The following is a 17,727-nucleotide window of genomic DNA, read 5'->3' as shown; positions in this document are numbered from 1 at the left end:
TCCTGGACTGAGCCGTGCTCTTCGACTACTCATTGCGCTCCCGGTGCTGGTGGGCGGACCGCGGCTCGGGCGTTTAGAAAGCGCTTTCTGAATTCGTTGCACAGCGTAGGTTCCCGCCTTACAGGGGGTCAATGGGTCGGAAGAGCCCGGTGTGAGCGCGGTGTTGCAAGGAGCAGGGCGAGTGTCAGTGCTGCGTCGTACGGTCTTCACATGGCCACTGCCGACGACGTACGCAGACTTGCGCTCTCGCTTCCCGGTGCGATGGAGAAGCTCGCCTGGGGCATGCCCACGTTTCGCCTGGACGGCGGGGGCAAGATCTTCGCCTCGCTCGATGACGACGACAAGGTGATGGGTGTGAAGTGCCCGAAGGAGGACCGGGAGGAGCTGATCGCCTCAGAGCCGGAGAAGTTCTTCATCCGCGCGGGGCACGACGACAACTACGCCTGGCTGCGGGTGCGGCTGGCGGCGCTGGAGGACGAGGAGGAGCTGTACGCGATCCTGCTCGACTCGTGGCGCCAGGCAGCACCGCGCAAACTGCTGGACGCGCACCCGGAGTTGGCCGAGCGGACGGGGTGACCGGGCGGCGGGGCGCGGTGCGTGGCGGGACCGCGTTGCACGGCGGAGCCGCGTCAGCCAGGCCCCCGGCTGATCGCCGCCAGCGCTGAGGAATCCCGTGATCCGTTCGGGGAGCCCCTCGGGTCAAGCCCGCCCGCGCCGAGCATCAGCTGTGCCCGGATCCCCACATTGATCATCCGCTCCGGGGGCCGCCGTCCGGCCAGGTCGAAGCCGTCTCTGCTGATCTCGGCCAGTACGACCGCGAGCCGCGGGTCCGTGGTCCGGACGCGATCCCGCCGGGCCGGCCGTGGGTCGCGGCGGGGCCCGCAGCCCGAGCGCGGTGCCGACGGCCAGCGGTAGCCCGTGTCCCCCTTGGGGGCAGGAAACGATCACGGTCGGGCGCGTCGATCGTCTCGGCTGTGACGCGCGTCACGCTGTCGTGGAAGGCCCACGGTGCGTTGCGCCTGGTCGGCGGGCGGGCGCAAAGCGGTTCGTGACCACCGGTCGAAGTGCGGTATTGTTCTCATGCGCGTTCGGCCAGGGGAAACCCCAGGTCAGACGGGCACCGGGACGTGGCGCAGCTTGGTAGCGCACTTGACTGGGGGTCAAGGGGTCGCAGGTTCAAATCCTGTCGTCCCGACGGTGTTGAGGGTCTTCACAGGTCAGAGCCTGCGGAGGCCCTCTTCTCATGCTCCGGTTCAGGGCTCCCGAAGACCTGGGAGGGCTTCCTGCGCGACTGGCAATGAGCTCACCAGTGCGGTGGTACCTGCGGCGCTTTCTGCAGCCGCCGCGGTTCGGGCGGGGGAGGGGTATTGGCCCGCAACGGAAGCGCCAGCAACGCCCCGGCCACGAAACCGGCCACATGGGCGAGATAGGCAACGGTGCCGGCCTCCGCGACGCCGTAGCCGACCGAGTAGAACGCCTGCAGGACGAACCACAGTCCGAGCACCGCCCAGGCGGGGAGCCGCAGAGGGAAGAAGAACAAGAAGGGCACCAGGCCCCACACCCGAGCCCGCGGGTAGAGCACCAGGTAGGCGCCCAGCACGCCGGCGACTGCCCCGGACGCCCCGATCAGCGGTTCGGCGGAATCGGGGTTGGCGAGCGCGAAGCCGTACCCGGCCACGTACCCGCAGAACAGGTAGAACAGCAGGTACCGCACCCGGCCCAACCGGTCCTCGATGTTGTCGCCGAAGATCCACAGGAAGAGCATGTTGCCCAGCAGGTGCAGCCAGCTGCCGTGCAGGAACATCGAGGTCAGCACAGACAGCGGAGGCACCTTGTCGTAACTGGGCGGTCCAAGCAGGCAACCCTGCCCCTGGGGACCCACCGCAGGCGTCCCGGTCGGGACCAGATCCGGCACCCGGTTGTGGATCAGCTCCCGCGGGACGGCGGCCCACTGCTCGAGGAAAGCCTGCAGATGGCACAGTTGCGCGAGGCTGCTGTCGCCCACGATCGAGGACACGGCCACGGGCGTGCGCAGGAACACCACCACGTTGGCCACGATCAGCGCGTAGGTGACCCAGGGGGTGCGCCGCACCGGATTCGAGTCATGAACGGGAATGACCACATAGCGAGCCTGCCCTGATTGGCAGGGAGAATACGGCCCGGCCCCCTGCCACGTCAGCCGCCAGGCCGTAGCAGCCGGGGCTCCTCGCGCTGCCGATCTGATGTCAAGCGCAGCGGCATGGCTCTCTGCCTCCGGTGTCGCCGTGGTGCACCGCTCCCTGATCCGACCGGACCTGCCGAGGCCGCCGGCGCTGGTGCCTTGACTCCGACGAGATGCCAGGGGTCCGGGCGCATAGCATCAGCTCCTGGCATGGACATCATCATCAGCTGGGAAATGGGTGCGCTCGCCGCGGCAGCCGTACTCGTCGGCTTCTCGAAGACCGCCGTGAGCGGTGCGAACACGGTCAGCCTCGCGATCTTCGCGGCGGTGCTGCCGGCGCGCGAGTCGACAGGGGTGCTGCTGCCCGTACTCATCGTCGGCGATGTGGTCGCCGTACTCATCTATCGCAGGCACGCCCACTGGCCGACCCTGCTGCGACTGTTTCCCGCGGTCGCCGCCGGTGTGGTGGCGCCGGCACGCTGTTCATGTTCTGGGCCGACGACGACGCCGTACGCACATCGATCGGGGCGATCCTGCTGCTGATGGCCGGGGCCACCGTGTGGCGCAGAAGGCCGGGCGCGGACGAGGCGCTCGCATCGCAGGAAGGTCTAAGAGGCCGGCTGAAAGCACGCTCGTACGGCGTGCTCGGCGGATTCACCACGATGGTCGCCAACGCGGGCGGGCCCGTCCTGTCGCTGTATCTGATTTCCGCGGGCTTCCGGAAGCTCGGCTTTCTGGGGACCTCGGCGTGGTTCTTCCTGATCGTCAACACCTCGAAGGTGCCCTTCAGCGTGGGCCTCGGTCTGATCGACCGGCGTTCTCTCCTGCTGGACGCGGTGCTCGCGCTGTTCGTGCTGCCCGGAGCGTTCATCGGGAAGGCGTGTGTGGACCGGATCGACCAGGTGCTCTTCGAGCGGCTGGTCATCGCGGCGACCGTGCTCGGCGGTCTGCAGCTGCTGCTGTTCTGAGCGGGCTGAGGGCCCCTTCCCGACGAGGCGGGGCTGGGGCACGATGGCCCGACGTACCGCGAGACCACCGTGCAGAATCCTTCCGACCTGGAGGCGCCGCGTGACGAGCAAAGATCACACCAGGCTCGACGAGCTGCAACGCGATCCCTATCCGCTCTACGCGCGGGCGCGCGGGTCCGAAGGCCTGACCTTCGTTCCCGAGCTCGACGCCTGGCTCGTCGCGCGGGACGCGGATGTACGGGAAGTCCTGCGGCGGCCCGAGGAGTTCTCGTCCGTACGCGCCCTGCTCCCCGACGTCATGCCCTCGCCCGCCGCCCTGGAGGTGCTGGCCAAGGGGTACGGCAAGCGGCCCACCGTCGTTTCCACCGACGGCCCGGCCCATCAGCGCCACCGGGCCCCGCTCAACCGCGGACTGTCCGCCGGACGGAACGCCGCACTCGTCACATACGCGGCGGAGCGCGCCGAGGCGCTCGTGGACGGCTTCGCTGCGGACGGCGGCGTCGAGCTGATGGAGGCGTACGCGAAGAAGCTGCCCGGCCAGGTGATAGGGCGGCTGATCGGACTCGACCCGGCGGACGTCGCGGCGGCGGTGCACGGCGGCTACCGCGCCGAACAGCTGCTGTTCCGGCCGCTCGACCCGGACGCGCAGGTCCGCGCGGCCGAGGACGTCGTTGCGCTCCAGAGGCTGCTTGATACGTACATACGCGAGCGTCGGGAGAGCCCGCGTGAGGACCTCTGTTCGGGGATGGTCGCCGCGCTCGCGCCCGGTGACGGCGAACTCACGCTGGACCAGCGCCATGAACTCGTGTCGAACCTCCAGAACTTCCTGATCGCCGGGCATCTCACCACCACCGCTCTCATCGGCACGACGCTGCTCCATCTGCTGAGCGACCGGCGGCAGTGGGAACTGATATGCGCCGACCCGGAGTTGATACCGGCCGCCGTCGAGGAAGCCGCCCGGTACGACACCGCGGTCCAGGGCTTCCGGCGGACCACCACCCGGCCGGTCACGATCTCCGGGACCGAACTCCCGTCCGGAGCAACCGTGTTCGTGGCGTACGGATCGGCCAATCGCGACGAGGACCGCCACGACCGGCCCGACGTCTTCGACATCACCCGGCCGGTCTCCCGGCAGCATGTGGCCTTCGGCCACGGGGCGCACGGCTGCCCCGGCTCGCAGCTCGCGCGCGAACAACTCCGCCTGACCATTGAACTGTTCGCCCGCAGGATGCCCGGCCTGCGGCTCGATGAGGACAAGCCGCCGGTCGTGATGCGGCCCACCTTGATCCACCGCTCGCCCGAAGCGCTCCATCTCGTCTGGTGAACTGATCCATTCAGGACAGAAGATGACGGCACTGTGGCCCACAGCTGTGGCATGTGACATGGTACTGCCGTGAACACTCGTCTGACCTGCGATGTGGTGATCGTCGGGGCCGGAATGGTCGGCGCCGCATGCGCCTTGTACGCGAGCCGTGCAGGACTGCGCACCGTACTCGTGGACCGCGGGCCGGTCGCCGGCGGCACCACCGGAGCCGGTGAGGGCAATCTGCTGGTCTCCGACAAGGAGCCGGGACCGGAGCTCCAGCTCGCCCTGCTCTCCCTGAGGTTGTGGCGCGAACTCACGGCTGGGACCGGTGGGTTCGGCACGGCCGTCGAGTTCCACGCCAAGGGCGGCCTGGTGGTCGCCGCCCGCCCCGCCGATCTCGCCGCGCTGACGGCGTTCGCGGGGGGTCAGGACGAGATCCCAGCCGCGGGACTCTCCCTGATGGCGGCCGTCAACGCCGACGAACCGCCCGTACACCCCGAGGACCCGACCATCACCGGCTGCCACCATGTGCAGTTGCTCGCCCCCGGATCGACGGCCGAGCGCTCGCGGCATGCGATGGCCATCCACCCCGGCTGGTTCGACCGTTCCCCCTGCGGCACCGGAACCTCCGCGCGCATGGCGCAGCTGTACGCCCGCGGCGAACTCCCGCTCCACCAGGACTTCGTCAACGAGTCCTTCATCGGCACCGCTTTCACCGGCCGCCTCACCGGAGTGGCCGAAGTCGGCGGGCGCCCCGCCGTGCTGCCGACCGTCACCGGACGGGCCTGGATCACCGGCACCGCGCAGTATCTGCTCGACCCCACCGACCCCTTCCCTGGAGGGTTCCTTCTGTGAACCGCCCCACACCCCCGCAGCTGCCCTCCCTCACCGGCCGTATGAACTACCGCGAACGCGTCGCCGACGCCCTGCGCGCGGCGCTGATCGCGGGCCAGTTGCTGCCGGGCGAAGTCCATTCGGCCCCCGCCCTCGCCGCCCGCTTCGGCGTCTCCGCGACACCCGTACGCGAGGCGATGCTCGACCTCGTCAGGGAGGGCCTGGTCACCGCCCTGCCCAACAAGGGCTTCCGGATCACCGAGGTCACCGAGCGGCAGCTCGACGAGTACCTGCACATCCGTGCCCTCATCGAGATCCCGACGGTCACTGCCCTGACATCCGCCGCGGACCCTTCGGCGCTCGAGGCGCTGCGCCCGGTCGCCGACGAGATCGTGACGACGGCCGCCTCCGGCGACCTCATCGGCTATGTCGAGGCCGACCGCCGCTTCCACCTGGCGCTGCTCGCCCTCGCCGGGAACGGGCATCTGGTCGAGGTGGTCGGCGACCTGCGCAAACGCTCCCGGTTGTACGGACTGACGGCGCTGGTCGAACGGGGCCTGCTGGAGGACTCCGCAGAGGAACACCACGAACTGCTGGACGCGCTGCTGGCCAGGGACGAGGAGGCGGTACGGGAGGTGATGAGCCGCCATCTCGGGCACGTACGCGACCTGTGGGCGAAGTAGCCCTCAGGCTGTGGTGGCCTCAGCCCCGCCGCAGCAGATAGGTGTCCATGATCCAGCCCTTGCGGGCACGCGCCTCGGCACGCAGCTCCTCGATGCGGTCGGACACCTCAGAAAGCCGCCCCGACACCAGGATCTCGTCCTCGGTGCCCACATACGCGCCCCAGTAGATGAACAGATCCTGATCGAGATGGCGGGTGAACGCCTGCCGCGCGTCGAGCATCACGACCACGTCGTCCACGCCTTCAGGCCAGCCGTCGGCGAGCCGCCGGCCCGTGGTGATCTGAACCGGGCGGCCCACCCGGTTCAGACCGGTGCGGTGCTTGGCCAGCAGCGCCGAGACGCTGCTGATGCCGGGCACCACCTCATGGGTGAAGGCGACCGTGCCCCGTTCGAGGATCTCCTCGAGAATGCCGAGGGTGGAGTCGTAAAGCGCCGGATCGCCCCACACCAGGAACGCGCCGCACTCGTCATCGCCCAGCTCCTCGGCGATGAACCGCTCGTACAGGTCGGCCCGGCGGTGGCGCCAGTCGTCGACCGCGGGGGAGTAGTCCGATGTTTTCCGGTCCCTCTCCGGATCGCTCGCCACGACCAGACGGTACGAAGGGTCCTCGACATGCGCGTCGAGAATGTCCCGGCGCAGCTGCGTCAGATCCGACTTCTCCTCGCCCTTGTCGAGGATGAAGAACGCATCCGCCTTGTTCAGCGCCTTGACCGCCTGCAGGGTCAGCTGGTCGGGGTCGCCCGCCCCGATGCCGATCACATAGATCCTTCTCACGCTGACGAGTCTGCCCCATCCGGCTGATCGCGGGACCTACCGGGGTCGCCGGTGGCGGCATATCCTCCGACCATGCGTGTCGCACTCTTCGTCACCTGCGTCAACGACGCGGTGTATCCGGCCACGGGCATCGCGACCGTGAGACTCCTGGAGCGGCTCGGGGTGGCGGTGGAGTTCCCCGCCGCGCAGACCTGTTGCGGACAGCCGCAGTTCAACACCGGCTACCGGCGTGAGACCGAGCCGCTGGTCCGCCGCACCGCGCGGGCCTTCGAGGGGTACGAATACGTCGTGACCCCGTCCGGATCGTGCGCGGCGATGGTGCGCGAGCACTACCCGAAGTTCGGGGAGTCGGGGCTCCCGGCCCGTACGTACGAACTCACCGAGTTTCTCGTCGACGTCCTCGGCGTCACCGATGTCGGCGCGTACTTCCCGCACACCGTCACCTACCACCCTTCCTGCCACGGCCTGCGCCTGCTGGGGCTGGGGGAGCGGCCGCGCAGGCTCCTGGAGGCGGTGAAGGGACTCGAGCTGCGCGAACTGCCCGGCGCCGACGAGTGCTGCGGCTTCGGCGGCACCTTTGCCGTCAAGAACTCCGATGTCTCCGCCGCCATGGGCCAGGACAAGGTCCGCAGCGCCGCCTCCACCGGAGCCGATGTGCTGTGCGGCGCCGACAACTCCTGTCTGATGCACATCGGTGGCATCCTGCGCCGCCAGGACGCTCCGCAGCGCGCCCTGCACATCGCCGACATCCTCGCGAGCACCGAAGAGGAGCCCCTGCTGTGAGCGGTACGTATCTCGGCATGCCGTCCTTCCCGAAGGCCGCCAAGGACGCCGTGCACAATGTGACGCTGCGCGCCAATCTGCGGCACGCCACCCACACCATCCGTGACAAGCGTGCCAAGGCCGTCGCGGAACTCGACGACTGGGCGCTGCTGCGCGAGGCCGGAAAGCAGATCAAAGACCATACGCTCCGTCATCTCGACCGCCACCTGGAGCAGTTGGAGTCGGCGGTCACGGCGGCAGGCGGCACCGTCCACTGGGCGGCCGACGCCGAGGAGGCCAACCGGATCGTCGCCGGTCTGGTGAAGGCGACCGGCGAGAGCGAGGTCGTCAAGGTCAAGTCGATGGCCACCCAGGAAATCGGCCTCAATGAAGCCCTGGAGGCCGAGGGCATCTCGGCGTACGAAACCGATCTCGCCGAACTGATCGTGCAGTTGGGGGAGGACCTGCCGAGTCACATCCTGGTCCCCGCCATCCACCGCAACCGCGGAGAGATCCGCGACATCTTCGAGCAGAGGATGGAGAGCTGGGGGCGGCCCGCGCCCGACGGGCTCTCCGACTCCCCTGCCGAACTCGCCGAGGCGGCCCGCCTCCACCTCCGCGAGAAGTTCCTGCGGGCCAAAGTCGGTATCTCCGGCGCCAACTTCATGGTCGCCGAGACCGGCACCCTCGTCGTCTTCGAGTCCGAGGGCAACGGCCGGATGTGCCTGACGCTCCCCGAGACCCTGATCTCCGTCGTCGGAATCGAGAAAACGGTCCCCACCTGGCGCGATCTGGAGGTCTTCCTCCAGACGCTGCCCCGCTCCTCGACCGCCGAACGCATGAACCCGTACACCTCGATGTGGACCGGCACCGCCGACGCCGACGGACCGCGGACCTTCCACCTGGTCCTGCTCGACAACGGCAGGACCGACGCGCTGGCCGACGAGGTCGGCCGCCAGGCGCTGCGGTGCATCCGCTGCTCCGCCTGTCTCAATGTCTGCCCGGTGTACGAACGGGCCGGCGGGCATGCGTACGGCTCCGTCTACCCCGGTCCGATCGGCGCCATCCTCAGCCCCCAACTACGCGGCATCCAGAGCGAGATCGATGCCTCCCTGCCGTACGCCTCCTCCCTGTGCGGGGCATGCTACGAGGTGTGCCCGGTCGCCATCGACATCCCCGAAGTCCTCGTCCACCTCCGGGAAAAAGTCGCCGACCAGGGTGGCAAGGGCCACCGTCTCGAGAAAGCCGCGATCAAAGCGGCGGGCTGGATCCTCGACCATCCGGCCGCGCTGGCCGCCGGCGAGAAGGCAGCATCCAAGACCCGCGGGCTGCATCCGAGGAAGCCGCCGGGCGCCGGGGCCTGGACCGCCGACCGCGAACTGCCCGAACTGCCCGCCCAATCCTTCCGTGACTGGTGGAAGAAGAACCGCACATGAGCACCGAAACCGGCTCCCGCGACCGCATCCTCGCCCGGATCCGCGCCGCCGTCGCCGACGCGCCCGACGCCCCCGAGGCCGCCCGCGACTACCTGGACAGCCACACCCCCGACGACCCCGCCGCGATCCTCGACCTGCTGCACGAGAACCTCGCCGACTACCGGGCGATCGTGCACCGCGCGAGCGAGGCCGAACTGCCCGCTCTGGTCGCGCAGTTGCTCGCCGATCGCGGCGCGCGGTCGGTCGCCGTGCCGGACGGGCTGCCCGCCGCCTGGCTCGCCGCCGCCGACGCCGATCAGCGCACGGACGACGGCCCCCTCAGCCCGTACGAACTCGACGCCGTCGACGCCGTGGTGACCGGCTGCGCCCTCGCGATCGCCGAGACGGGCACGATCGTCCTCGACGCGGGCCCGGGACAGGGCCGCCGGGCGCTCACTCTCGTCCCGGATCTGCACATCTGCGTCGTACGGACCCCGGACCAGGTCGTCGCGTCCGTACCGCAGGCGATGCCCCGACTCGACCCGACCCGCCCGCTGACCTGGATCTCCGGCCCCTCCGCCACCAGTGACATCGAGCTCGACCGGGTCGAGGGCGTGCACGGCCCCCGCACCCTCGAGGTCGTGCTGCTACAGGACTGAGATCAGCCGGGGAGCCTCGGCGCCCGCGTCCACCTCTGTGTCCACCGGCCCTTCGAGACGGGCCGCGAGCTCCCGCGCCCAGGCCGTCAGACCGGCCACATCGATGGCGTACGGATCCCGGTACCCGGAGATCCGGTCCGCGCCCCGGAGCAGCAGCCGCGCGCCGCCCGCCCTGTTGCCGCGGGCGGCGTGCGTGAGCCCCACCGCCAGCTGCGCGAGCCCGCGCCACAGCTCACGCTCCGCCGCGGGCCCTGACTTCCACGCGTCCTCGAGGACCTCGTGGGCATGGAAGGGCATGCCCGCGTCGAGCAGCCGCTGTGCCTCGGCCAGCGTCTGACCCGGCGCGCGCACCACCCCCTCGGCCTGCCGCTCCACTCCCGGACTTCCGTACGGAAGGGGGCGTCCCAGCCCGTCACGAGGGCGTGCGTTGCGTGCGCGCCCCTCGGCGTCGCGGTCCCTGCCTGATGCCTTGTCCACGCCTCGATTGTCCCCCGGGGCGCGGCGGCCGTTTGTCCCCGGGGGCGCGGCGTCGTTCTCAGGCGTCGGCGCGGGCCGCGGGCTTCGTGTGGGGCAGGAGCAGGCAGCAGGCCGCCGCCGCGGCGACCGTCGCCACCAGAGTGAAGATCCAGCCGTGGCGGAAAGCGTCCATCACGGCGGTGCCGTACGGCTTGCCGAGCACGGCGACCAGGCCCGCGACACCCACCACGCTGCCGGCCTGACGCGCCATGGTCACCACGCCCGAGCCGGTGGAGAAGTTCGTCGGCGGGACCCGGGTGACGGCCGCGCCCACCAGGGTGGGCAGCGTGAAGCACACGCCGATGCCGGTCAGCACCATGCCGGGCAGCAGCCCCAGTACGTAGTCGTGGTCATCGACGCTCAGGGCCGCGATCCACCAGACGAGGCCGACCGCGAAGAGCGCACAGCCGGCGGTGGACACCCCGGCCGCGCCGAAGCGCTGCACGAGCATGCCCGCGTACTTGGACAGCAGCGGCACCATCAGCGGCCCGGGGCTGATCGCCAGACCGGTCTGCAGCGCGGACCAGTGCCATACGTCCTGGCACCACAGGGCGGCGGAGAGCAGCATCGCGCCGAACGCCACCGCGAACAGCAGATTCGCCAGCATGGCAGGGCCCATCGCCGGAATCCGCAGCAGATCCAGCGGGAGAACCGGCGCCGGATGCTTCGCCGAGCGCCAGACGAACAGGGCGAGCAGAACGACCGCGGCCGCCAGCGTGATCGCCACGGAGCCCGAAGACCAGCCCCAGTCGGGGGCTTTGACCAGCCCGAGGGCGACCGCGCCGATCCCGGCAGTCAGGAGCGCCGCGCCGATCAGATCGCCGCGGCCTGTGTCCTTACGGCGGGGGGAGGGCGCGATCGCACGCCGGCCGACGACGACGGTGGCGACGCCGACCGGCACGTTGATCAGGAAGATCCAGCGCCAGTCGGCCTGGGCGAGCGCACCACCGATGACCGGGCCGAGAGCTGCGGCCAGTCCGCTCAGGGCCGCCCAGTTGCGTACGGCCGCGCCGCGCCGCTCCGGCGGCGCGGCGGCCAGCAGAATGCCGAGCGAGGCGGGGATCAACAGCGCGGCTCCGGCCGACTGGACGACCCGCGCCGCCACCAGGAACCACACGCTCGGCGCGACCGCGCACAGCACCGAGGCCACGGTGAAGACGGAGATGCCCAGCAGATACGCGCGCCGCGCCCCGGTGCGGTCGGCGAAGCTGCCCGCGGGGACAAGCAGCGCGGCGAAGACCACGGCGTATGCGTTGAGCACCCACGACAGCGAGGACAGCGACGCCTCGTCGAAGTGGCTGCTGATGTTGGGGATCGCCACATTCACGACGAAGAGGTCGAGGTTCGACATCGCCACGCCTGCGGCGACGACGGCGAAGACGAGGCGGAAGCGGGAGATCGCTGCCTTGTCCTCGACGGTTGAGGCCTGTTGGACCATGTTCTTCACTCTCTTCAGGAGGGTGCGGCTTGGCCGACCGGAACCGGCAGCTGCGCGAAGGGGTTCGCTCTTCCTTCAGGGGTGCGGATCTGACGCGCTGTGGTTTGGATATCAAACTGACTACTCGGCACGGGATGCTAGAGGGAGTGAGTTGGATGTGGCAACCTAGGGGGTATGAAGGCACGCACCGCGGAGGACGGCGCACTCCCCGCTCTGGCCCTGGACTCGCGCGGCAGGCCGTGCTCGATCGCGGCGTCGCTTCAGGCGGTCGGCGAGAAATGGTCGCTGCTGGCCGTCCGGGAGATCAGCTTCGGCAATCACCGCTTCGCCGCGATCGCCCGTAACACCGGCGCTCCCCGCGATGTCCTCACGGCGCGTCTGCGCCATCTGGAGTCGGTGGGCGTCCTCGCCCGGCGGCCGTACAGCGAGCACCCCCCTCGCTTCGAGTACCACCTCACCGAAGCGGGGCGGGACCTGCTGACCGTGCTGACCACGCTGCGCGCGTGGGGCGACCGATGGCTCGTCGACGAGCCACCCGCGGTGTTCAGCCACTCCTGCGGCGAGGAGCTGGACATGGTCCACAGTTGTCGCCACTGCGGCGGGGAGGTTGCTCCCGAGGAATTGCGGCTGCAGGTGCGCGCACCCGGCTGGGACTGGAACGGGCCGGTCGCGCCCGAGGACGGCTCCGCCCAGGTCTGAGGGCGGTATCCCGCTGTTCGTCGACCGCGGCTTGTTCTGGCCGTCGCAGTGCTCCCCGAGTTCGGCTGAATATCGACCGTGTGTCGTTCATTACCTATGGGTACATTGGTTCAGGTCAGCACCTCCGGTCATATGACGCCGAGGCTTTCATGGCAGTCCGGCCCGGCCTGCCGGAGAGCGCAGAGTGCACGATCATGTTCCGGATGCTCATTTCTCGTACCACCTGCTCGTGGGGCTTCTGAATTATTTCCTGACGTTACGTTCAGGGGGCGGACCAATTAATTCCCGTGCAGGCGGTACTGGGTGTGGCGCGCATCACAAAGCTTTTTCTTGTTGACTGGATCTGGTGCGCTTATCGTCGTGTTCATGCCAAATATCATAGTTGATCACGATGGCCTTGGAGAGTTGATCCCGCCCGGCGTTCTGCTGCGAAAGCCCACTGGGGAATGGGTGGAAGCCGCAGGTCATCTCAACGGCTTCGGGGGGTTTCACGGCGGTCTCACCCTCGCCGTGCTGGCCTCCGCCATGGAGTCGCACGCTCCCGGCCTCGAGCTGCGGAGCATCACCGGAAGATTCGGCAGGCCGATTGATTCCGGATTCCGTATTACGAGTTCGCTGGTGCGGGCCGGGCGCAATACGTCAACGGTGACGGCGTCCGCAGAGACCGACAAAGGCGTGCACGTCGAGGCGTCCGCTATTTTCGGTGCGGGAAGCGATGCGGACTGGCCGCTCGTCGCTCCCGCGGCTCCCGAATCGCCGGCGCCCGAGGATCTTGAAGTATTCGCCATTCCCAAGGAATTCCTGCCCATCGCCACCAGCATGGAAATCAGGCCGGTGGGTGTTTCACGTCCGTATGCGGGCGGAAAGGAACCCGAACTGACGGCGTGGATAAGGATCGTCGAGGACGACGATCCACCGGACGTTCTGCGCTTTGTCTTTCTCATGGACGCCCTTGCGCCCTCGTACACGGCGATCTTGTCCACGCTCGCATTTGTGCCGACGGTCGAGCTGACGGTCAGGCCCGGCGTCGGGCTCGCCCAGACCTCGTCGCCATGGATCCTGCTGCGGGCGAGGACGCTCGCGGCGAGCCCGAGCGGCTGGGTCGACGAGCAGATCGACGCCTGGGGCCGCGACGGCACCCACTTGGGCACCGCGCACCAGCTCCGCCTCGTCCGTCAGGGCTGACCGCCAAACCGCCCTGACCCCGATCCAGCAGACCCTTGTCCAGCAGAAAGGCCCTCTGTGGAAACGCCGTCAGCGGAATCGTCGTCCCCGAAAACGCCACCGAAGCCCCTGGAGACGAAGCCCCTGGAGACGAAGCCCCTGGGAACGTCTCTGCCCGAGATCCTTCAGGAGCGGGCGAGGACGCAGCCGGACCGGCTCGCGTTCCGCTTTCTTCAGGACGGCACGAGCGACCAGGCTGTCGACTGGACCTATCACGAGCTGGCCGTGCGCGCCGAGGCGGTGGCGGCCGAGCTTGGCCGGCGGGGTCTCGACGGCGGCCGGGTGGTCCTCGCCGTCGACCCCGGACTCGACTATGTGGCCGGGCTGTTCGGAATTCTGAGGGCCGGCTGCACCGCCGTCCCCTCCTTCCCGCCCATCGGGAAGCGCGCCATGGCGCGCTTCCTCTCCATCGTGGTGGACTGCGCGCCCGACGCCGTCCTGACCGATCCGCGCTTCAGCGGCCAGGCCGGGCAGTTCGACGAGCAACTCCCGGGCGGCTCCCCGCAGATCGAGTGGATCTTCCCTGAGGAGGAGTTCTACCTCGGCGCCGGGGAAGCCGCGGCCCCGCTGCGCCTCGCTGACCAGGCGCTGCTTCAGTACAGCTCCGGTTCCACCGGGGACCCCAAGGGAATCGTGCTCACCCACGACAACCTGGTCAGCAACTGCCGGGTGCTCGAAGCCCACATGGGGATGGAGCCCGACCGCGTCGGCTGCTCCTGGCTGCCGCCGTACCACGACATGGGTCTGATGGGGACGATCATGCTGGCCGTGCACGGCGGATGGCCGCTCGTCATGCTCTCCCCGGTGCACTTCGTCCAGGACCCCTACCGCTGGCTCAAGGCCATCACGGACCACCGGGTGACCATCACAGTCGGGCCCAACTTCGCCTTCGACCTGTGCGCCTCGTCCATCGGCGACGACGAGCTGCGGACCCTCGACCTGAGTACGCTGCGGCAGGTCTTCTGCGGCAGCGAGCCGGTCTCCGGGGCGACGCTCGGCACATTCCACGAGCGCTTCGGCCCTGTCACCGGCTTCAACCCCTCATCGGTCATCCCCTGTTACGGACTGGCCGAGGCGACGCTCTTCGTCTCCGGCAAACCCGAGAGCGAAGGCGTACGGACCGAGTGGCTGGACGGCACTGCGCTGGAGCTGGGCGAGGTGCGCCGCGCCCCGGACCGCGAGGCCGCGGGAGCGGTGGGCGTCGTCAGCTGCGGCGTCATCGCCACCGGTCACGAGGTCGTCGTCGTCGACCCGGACAGCGCACAGCCGGTGCCGACCGGGAGGATCGGAGAGATCTGGGTCAGCGGCCGGAACGTGGCGAGCGGATATCTGAACCGGCCGGAACTGACGGCGAAGACGTTCGGCGCGACGCTGCCGGGCAGAGCGGGACAGACGTATCTGCGCACCGGCGACCTCGGTTTCCTGCTCGACGGGGAGCTGTTCGTCACCGGACGGCTCAAGGACCTGATCGTCATCAGCGGTCGCAACCTCTACCCGCAGGACATTGAGGACTCCGTCCAGAAGTCCCACAGCGCACTACGCAGAACGGCCGCCTTTTCCGTGCGCAGCACGCGCAGGGAGGAGGAAGAGGTCGTTGTCGTCGCCGAATTCCGGGGTACGCCAAGAGAGTTCGCGGCCGAGGAGGACCGGCTGCGGGAGCGGGTGACGGCCGCGGTGACCGCCGAACACGGAGTAAAGCCGGGTGCGGTGCACTTCGGCCCGCCCGGGGTCGTTCTGATGACCACCAGCGGCAAGATCCGCCGCAACGCCACCAAGGCCGCTTTCGTGAACGGAAGCCTCAAGGCCTTCCCGCCCTCGCCGGCCGAAAGCCAGGTGTCCGTGCGATGACCACCGACCACACGACGACCCCTACCGACCACACGACAACTTCCACCGACCACACGACAACACCCGCGGACCACACGACAGCCCCCGCCGAATCACCGCCCGTCGAGGAGTTGGACACGGCGGCGAGGAGGCTCGCCTACGTCACCGTCGGGGTGCCCACCCTCGGTTTCGCGGCGGCCGTCGCCTTCTCCTGGAACTACGGATTCACCCTTGTCGACGGCCTGCTCCTGCTGATGATGTACGCGGTGACCTCGCTCGGCGTCGAGGGCGGCTTCCACCGGTTCTTCTCCCACAAGTCCTTCACCGCCGGGCCCGGCATGACCGCCTTCTGGGGCATCGCGGGAAGCATGGCGGCCCAGGGACCTGTGCTGTTCTGGGTCGCCACCCACCGCCAGCACCACGCCTTCACCGACCGCGACGGCGATCCGCATTCGCCGCGGCCGCTCGGCGGCGGCCGGTTCCCACGGCTGCGCGGGTTCTGGCACGGACACGTCGGCTGGCTGTTCCAGGTACGCCGGCAGAACTGGGCCAAGCGCGTGCCCGACCTCGTACGGGACCGGCTGGTGATGCGCCTCAACCAGTACTACTTCGGCTGGATCCTCGCGGGTCTCGCGCTGCCCGCTCTGCTGGGCTGGCTGGCCACCGGGAGTGTGCGCGGGGCAGTGGGCGGCTTCCTTTGGGGCGGGCTGGCGCGGATCTTCCTGCTCGACCATGTGACCTGGGGCGTCAACTCCATCGGCCACAGCATCGGCAACCGGCCCTACCGCACCCGTGACAACAGCAGAAACGTTGCACCGCTCGCCGCGCTGTCGGTCGGCGGCTCGTGGCACAACAACCACCACGCCCGCCCGGCGCTCGCGCACAACCGGCACGGGCTCTGGCAGATCGACCCCACGGGGGCGGTCATCCGGGCACTCGACGCGCTGGGCCTGGTGTCCAACGCGCGCTATCCCGACCGGGAACGCGCGCTGGGCCTGGTGTCCAACGCGCGCTATCCCGACCGGGAACGACCTGACAAGGAAGGAGTCGACTGATGTCCTCGGCCACGGCCACCTCCGGGGCACTCTCCGGCGCCATCGTCACGCTTGATCCCGCCAGTCTGCGGATCAAACGCTTCTCCGCGCTGACGACGATGACGCTGCCGCTCATCGGCACGGCAGCCGCCGTGTACTTCTTATGGACCGGAAACTTCACGGCAACGGACCTGTGGCTCTTCGGGGCCATGTACTTCGTGCACATGTTCGGCATCACCGTGGGCTTCCACCGCTACCTCGCCCACAAGGCGTTCAAGACCTCGCCGGCCTTCGAGGCGGTGATGATGATCACCGGTTCCATGGGCGCGCAGGGACCGCTGATGTTCTGGGTAACCACTCACCGCAGACACCACCGCTTCAGCGACCAGGAGGGCGACCCGCACTCGCCCAATCTGCACGGCAGGGGCTTCAAGGCCCGTATGCACGGCCTGTGGTACGCGCACATGCCGTGGATGCTGAGCGCGGAGACCACCAAGTGGACGGTCTTCGGCCCCGATGTGCTCAAGAACCGGCGGCTGATGTACTTCCACCGCACCTATCCCCTGTGGGTGGTCAGCGGACTGGTGCTGCCCGCCCTGATCGGCTTCGCCGTCGAGGGGACCGCGATGTCCGCGCTCACCGGCCTGGTCTTCGGTGGGCTCGCGCGGATCTTCGTCGCCAACCAGGCGGCCTGGTGCGTCGGTTCCGTCTGCCACGCGTTCGGCGGCCGCCCCTTCCACAACAAGGACCGCAGCGCCAACAACTGGCCCGTTGCCCTGCTCACCTTCGGTGAGGGCCTGCAGAACAACCACCATGCATTCCCCGGCTCCTACCGCCACGGAGTCACCTGGTGGGAGCCGGACATGAGCGGTTGGCTGCTGGCCGGACTCGGCAAGGTCGGCGTCGTCTGGAGCCTGCGCGAGCCCGACGCGGAAACGATCGCCAAGCGCAGGGAAGAGGCGAGGACCGCGGCCGTCCGCCAGGCCGTGCCGTAGCCGCCGTACCCCGCCGTACCCCGTCGTGTCCCGCGGTACCTCTTCCAATCCCGCCGGATCACTCCGCACATGAGATCACCCCCATCGTCCGCCCAGGACAGAGGCAAGACAGGAGCTGGCAGTTGTTCAGGAGGAAGAAAGCCGTCCCGAAGCCGGACGGCCCACTGACCGAAGAGTCGCTCAGACAGTGGCTGACCGACTACCTGGCCGCGCAGATCGAGGTCCCGGCCGGTGAGATCGACACGAAGAAGACCTTCGAGTCCTACGGGCTCGACTCGCGGGTGGCTGTCCAGGTCTCCGGCGCGCTCGAGAAGATCGTCGAGCGCCGCCTCTCCCCGGGCCTGCTGTACGAATACCAGTCCATCGACGACCTCAGCGCCTACCTCGCCAAGGAACTCAGGCTGTAGGACCGGACGTCCGCAAAGGAGACG

At 69.0% G+C, this 17,727-nt stretch carries 17 protein-coding genes, 1 tRNA gene and 2 pseudogenes; 15 read left to right on the top strand and 5 right to left on the bottom strand.

What is annotated here, in order from left to right; translation table 11 throughout:
* The first annotated feature begins 210 nt into the window (after nt 1–210).
* Nucleotides 211–576 carry an MmcQ/YjbR family DNA-binding protein gene (locus QFZ67_RS05250; protein ID WP_307659910.1) on the top strand — a complete coding sequence of 122 codons (366 nt, stop codon included), beginning with the start codon at nt 211–213 and terminating at the stop codon, nt 574–576.
* Between the two features lie 131 nt (nt 577–707).
* Here QFZ67_RS05250 and QFZ67_RS05245 read toward each other — a convergent pair.
* Nucleotides 708–845: pseudogene (locus QFZ67_RS05245) on the bottom strand (transketolase); the annotation flags it as partial.
* A gap of 276 nt (nt 846–1,121) precedes the next feature.
* Here QFZ67_RS05245 and QFZ67_RS05240 point away from each other — a divergent pair.
* Nucleotides 1,122–1,195: transfer RNA gene (locus QFZ67_RS05240), tRNA-Pro, on the top strand.
* A gap of 108 nt (nt 1,196–1,303) precedes the next feature.
* Here the strand turns inward: QFZ67_RS05240 and QFZ67_RS05235 are convergent.
* Nucleotides 1,304–2,122 carry a rhomboid family intramembrane serine protease gene (locus tag QFZ67_RS05235; protein WP_307659909.1) on the bottom strand — a complete coding sequence of 273 codons (819 nt, stop codon included), beginning with the start codon at nt 2,120–2,122 and terminating at the stop codon, nt 1,304–1,306.
* A gap of 249 nt (nt 2,123–2,371) precedes the next feature.
* Here QFZ67_RS05235 and QFZ67_RS05230 point away from each other — a divergent pair.
* The 4 genes and pseudogenes from QFZ67_RS05230 to QFZ67_RS05215 all read left to right on the top strand — a co-directional run bounded on the left by QFZ67_RS05230 (nt 2,372) and on the right by QFZ67_RS05215 (nt 5,952).
* Nucleotides 2,372–3,129, top strand: a pseudogene (locus tag QFZ67_RS05230) (sulfite exporter TauE/SafE family protein).
* Nucleotides 3,130–3,229: 100 nt separating this feature from the next.
* Nucleotides 3,230–4,453 (top strand): cytochrome P450, encoded by a 1,224-nt coding sequence (locus QFZ67_RS05225; protein ID WP_307659908.1) that lies wholly within the window; start codon nt 3,230–3,232, stop codon nt 4,451–4,453.
* Nucleotides 4,454–4,546: 93 nt separating this feature from the next.
* Nucleotides 4,547–5,290, top strand: coding sequence for an FAD-dependent oxidoreductase (locus tag QFZ67_RS05220; RefSeq protein ID WP_373430206.1), 744 nt, complete (start codon nt 4,547–4,549; stop codon nt 5,288–5,290).
* A 41-nt stretch (nt 5,291–5,331) separates the two neighbouring features.
* Nucleotides 5,332–5,952 (top strand): GntR family transcriptional regulator, encoded by a 621-nt coding sequence (locus tag QFZ67_RS05215; RefSeq protein ID WP_307665730.1) that lies wholly within the window; start codon nt 5,332–5,334, stop codon nt 5,950–5,952.
* A gap of 19 nt (nt 5,953–5,971) precedes the next feature.
* On the opposite strand, the gene cobF is transcribed toward QFZ67_RS05215, so the two are convergent.
* Nucleotides 5,972–6,727 (bottom strand): precorrin-6A synthase (deacetylating), encoded by a 756-nt coding sequence (gene cobF / locus QFZ67_RS05210; protein ID WP_307659906.1) that lies wholly within the window; start codon nt 6,725–6,727, stop codon nt 5,972–5,974.
* A 72-nt stretch (nt 6,728–6,799) separates the two neighbouring features.
* Between cobF and QFZ67_RS05205 the strand changes: the two genes are divergently transcribed.
* The 3 genes from QFZ67_RS05205 to QFZ67_RS05195 are packed head-to-tail and all read left to right on the top strand — an operon-like array spanning nt 6,800 to nt 9,563.
* Nucleotides 6,800–7,510, top strand: a complete 711-nt coding sequence (locus QFZ67_RS05205) for a (Fe-S)-binding protein (RefSeq protein ID WP_307659905.1) — start codon at nt 6,800–6,802, stop codon at nt 7,508–7,510.
* Nucleotides 7,507–8,925, top strand: coding sequence for a LutB/LldF family L-lactate oxidation iron-sulfur protein (locus QFZ67_RS05200; RefSeq protein WP_307659904.1), 1,419 nt, complete (start codon nt 7,507–7,509; stop codon nt 8,923–8,925). Before QFZ67_RS05205 ends, QFZ67_RS05200 begins: the two co-directional genes overlap by 4 nt.
* Complete coding sequence (locus QFZ67_RS05195) at nt 8,922–9,563, top strand: LUD domain-containing protein (protein WP_307659903.1); 642 nt, start codon at nt 8,922–8,924, stop codon at nt 9,561–9,563. Before QFZ67_RS05200 ends, QFZ67_RS05195 begins: the two co-directional genes overlap by 4 nt.
* Here QFZ67_RS05195 and QFZ67_RS05190 read toward each other — a convergent pair.
* Nucleotides 9,552–10,040: a DUF309 domain-containing protein gene (locus tag QFZ67_RS05190; protein WP_307659902.1), complete on the bottom strand. Its 489-nt coding sequence runs from the start codon at nt 10,038–10,040 to the stop codon at nt 9,552–9,554. The genes QFZ67_RS05195 and QFZ67_RS05190 overlap by 12 nt on opposite strands.
* A gap of 58 nt (nt 10,041–10,098) precedes the next feature.
* The gene (locus QFZ67_RS05185; protein ID WP_307659901.1) at nt 10,099–11,517 is read right to left on the bottom strand and encodes an MFS transporter; all 1,419 of its coding nucleotides are present in this window, start codon (nt 11,515–11,517) and stop codon (nt 10,099–10,101) included.
* 174 nt (nt 11,518–11,691) lie between these two features.
* Here QFZ67_RS05185 and QFZ67_RS05180 point away from each other — a divergent pair, with 174 nt between their 5' ends.
* The 6 genes from QFZ67_RS05180 (at nt 11,692) to QFZ67_RS05155 (ending at nt 17,703) form a co-directional block, all read left to right on the top strand.
* Entirely contained in the window at nt 11,692–12,216 is a 525-nt protein-coding gene (locus QFZ67_RS05180; protein ID WP_307659900.1) for a helix-turn-helix domain-containing protein, read from the top strand.
* Between the two features lie 366 nt (nt 12,217–12,582).
* On the top strand, nt 12,583–13,401 hold the full coding sequence (locus QFZ67_RS05175; RefSeq protein WP_307665729.1) for a thioesterase family protein: 819 nt from the start codon (nt 12,583–12,585) through the stop codon (nt 13,399–13,401).
* Nucleotides 13,402–13,458: 57 nt separating this feature from the next.
* Entirely contained in the window at nt 13,459–15,288 is a 1,830-nt protein-coding gene (locus QFZ67_RS05170) for a fatty acyl-AMP ligase (protein WP_307659899.1), read from the top strand.
* Nucleotides 15,285–16,322 (top strand): acyl-CoA desaturase, encoded by a 1,038-nt coding sequence (locus QFZ67_RS05165; RefSeq protein ID WP_307659898.1) that lies wholly within the window; start codon nt 15,285–15,287, stop codon nt 16,320–16,322. Before QFZ67_RS05170 ends, QFZ67_RS05165 begins: the two co-directional genes overlap by 4 nt.
* A complete protein-coding gene (locus tag QFZ67_RS05160; RefSeq protein ID WP_307659897.1) occupies nt 16,322–17,296 on the top strand; it encodes an acyl-CoA desaturase in 975 nt (324 codons plus the stop codon). The genes QFZ67_RS05165 and QFZ67_RS05160 overlap by 1 nt, the downstream gene beginning before the upstream one ends.
* Before the next feature lie 122 nt (nt 17,297–17,418).
* Nucleotides 17,419–17,703 (top strand): acyl carrier protein, encoded by a 285-nt coding sequence (locus tag QFZ67_RS05155; RefSeq protein WP_307659896.1) that lies wholly within the window; start codon nt 17,419–17,421, stop codon nt 17,701–17,703.
* Nucleotides 17,704–17,727: the final 24 nt, after the last annotated feature.

The organism is Streptomyces sp. V1I1 (assembly GCF_030817355.1).
Classification (GTDB): domain Bacteria; phylum Actinomycetota; class Actinomycetes; order Streptomycetales; family Streptomycetaceae; genus Streptomyces.
The sequence above is the reverse complement of the archived record's forward strand: the minus strand, read 5'-3'. Positions and strand labels throughout refer to the sequence as shown.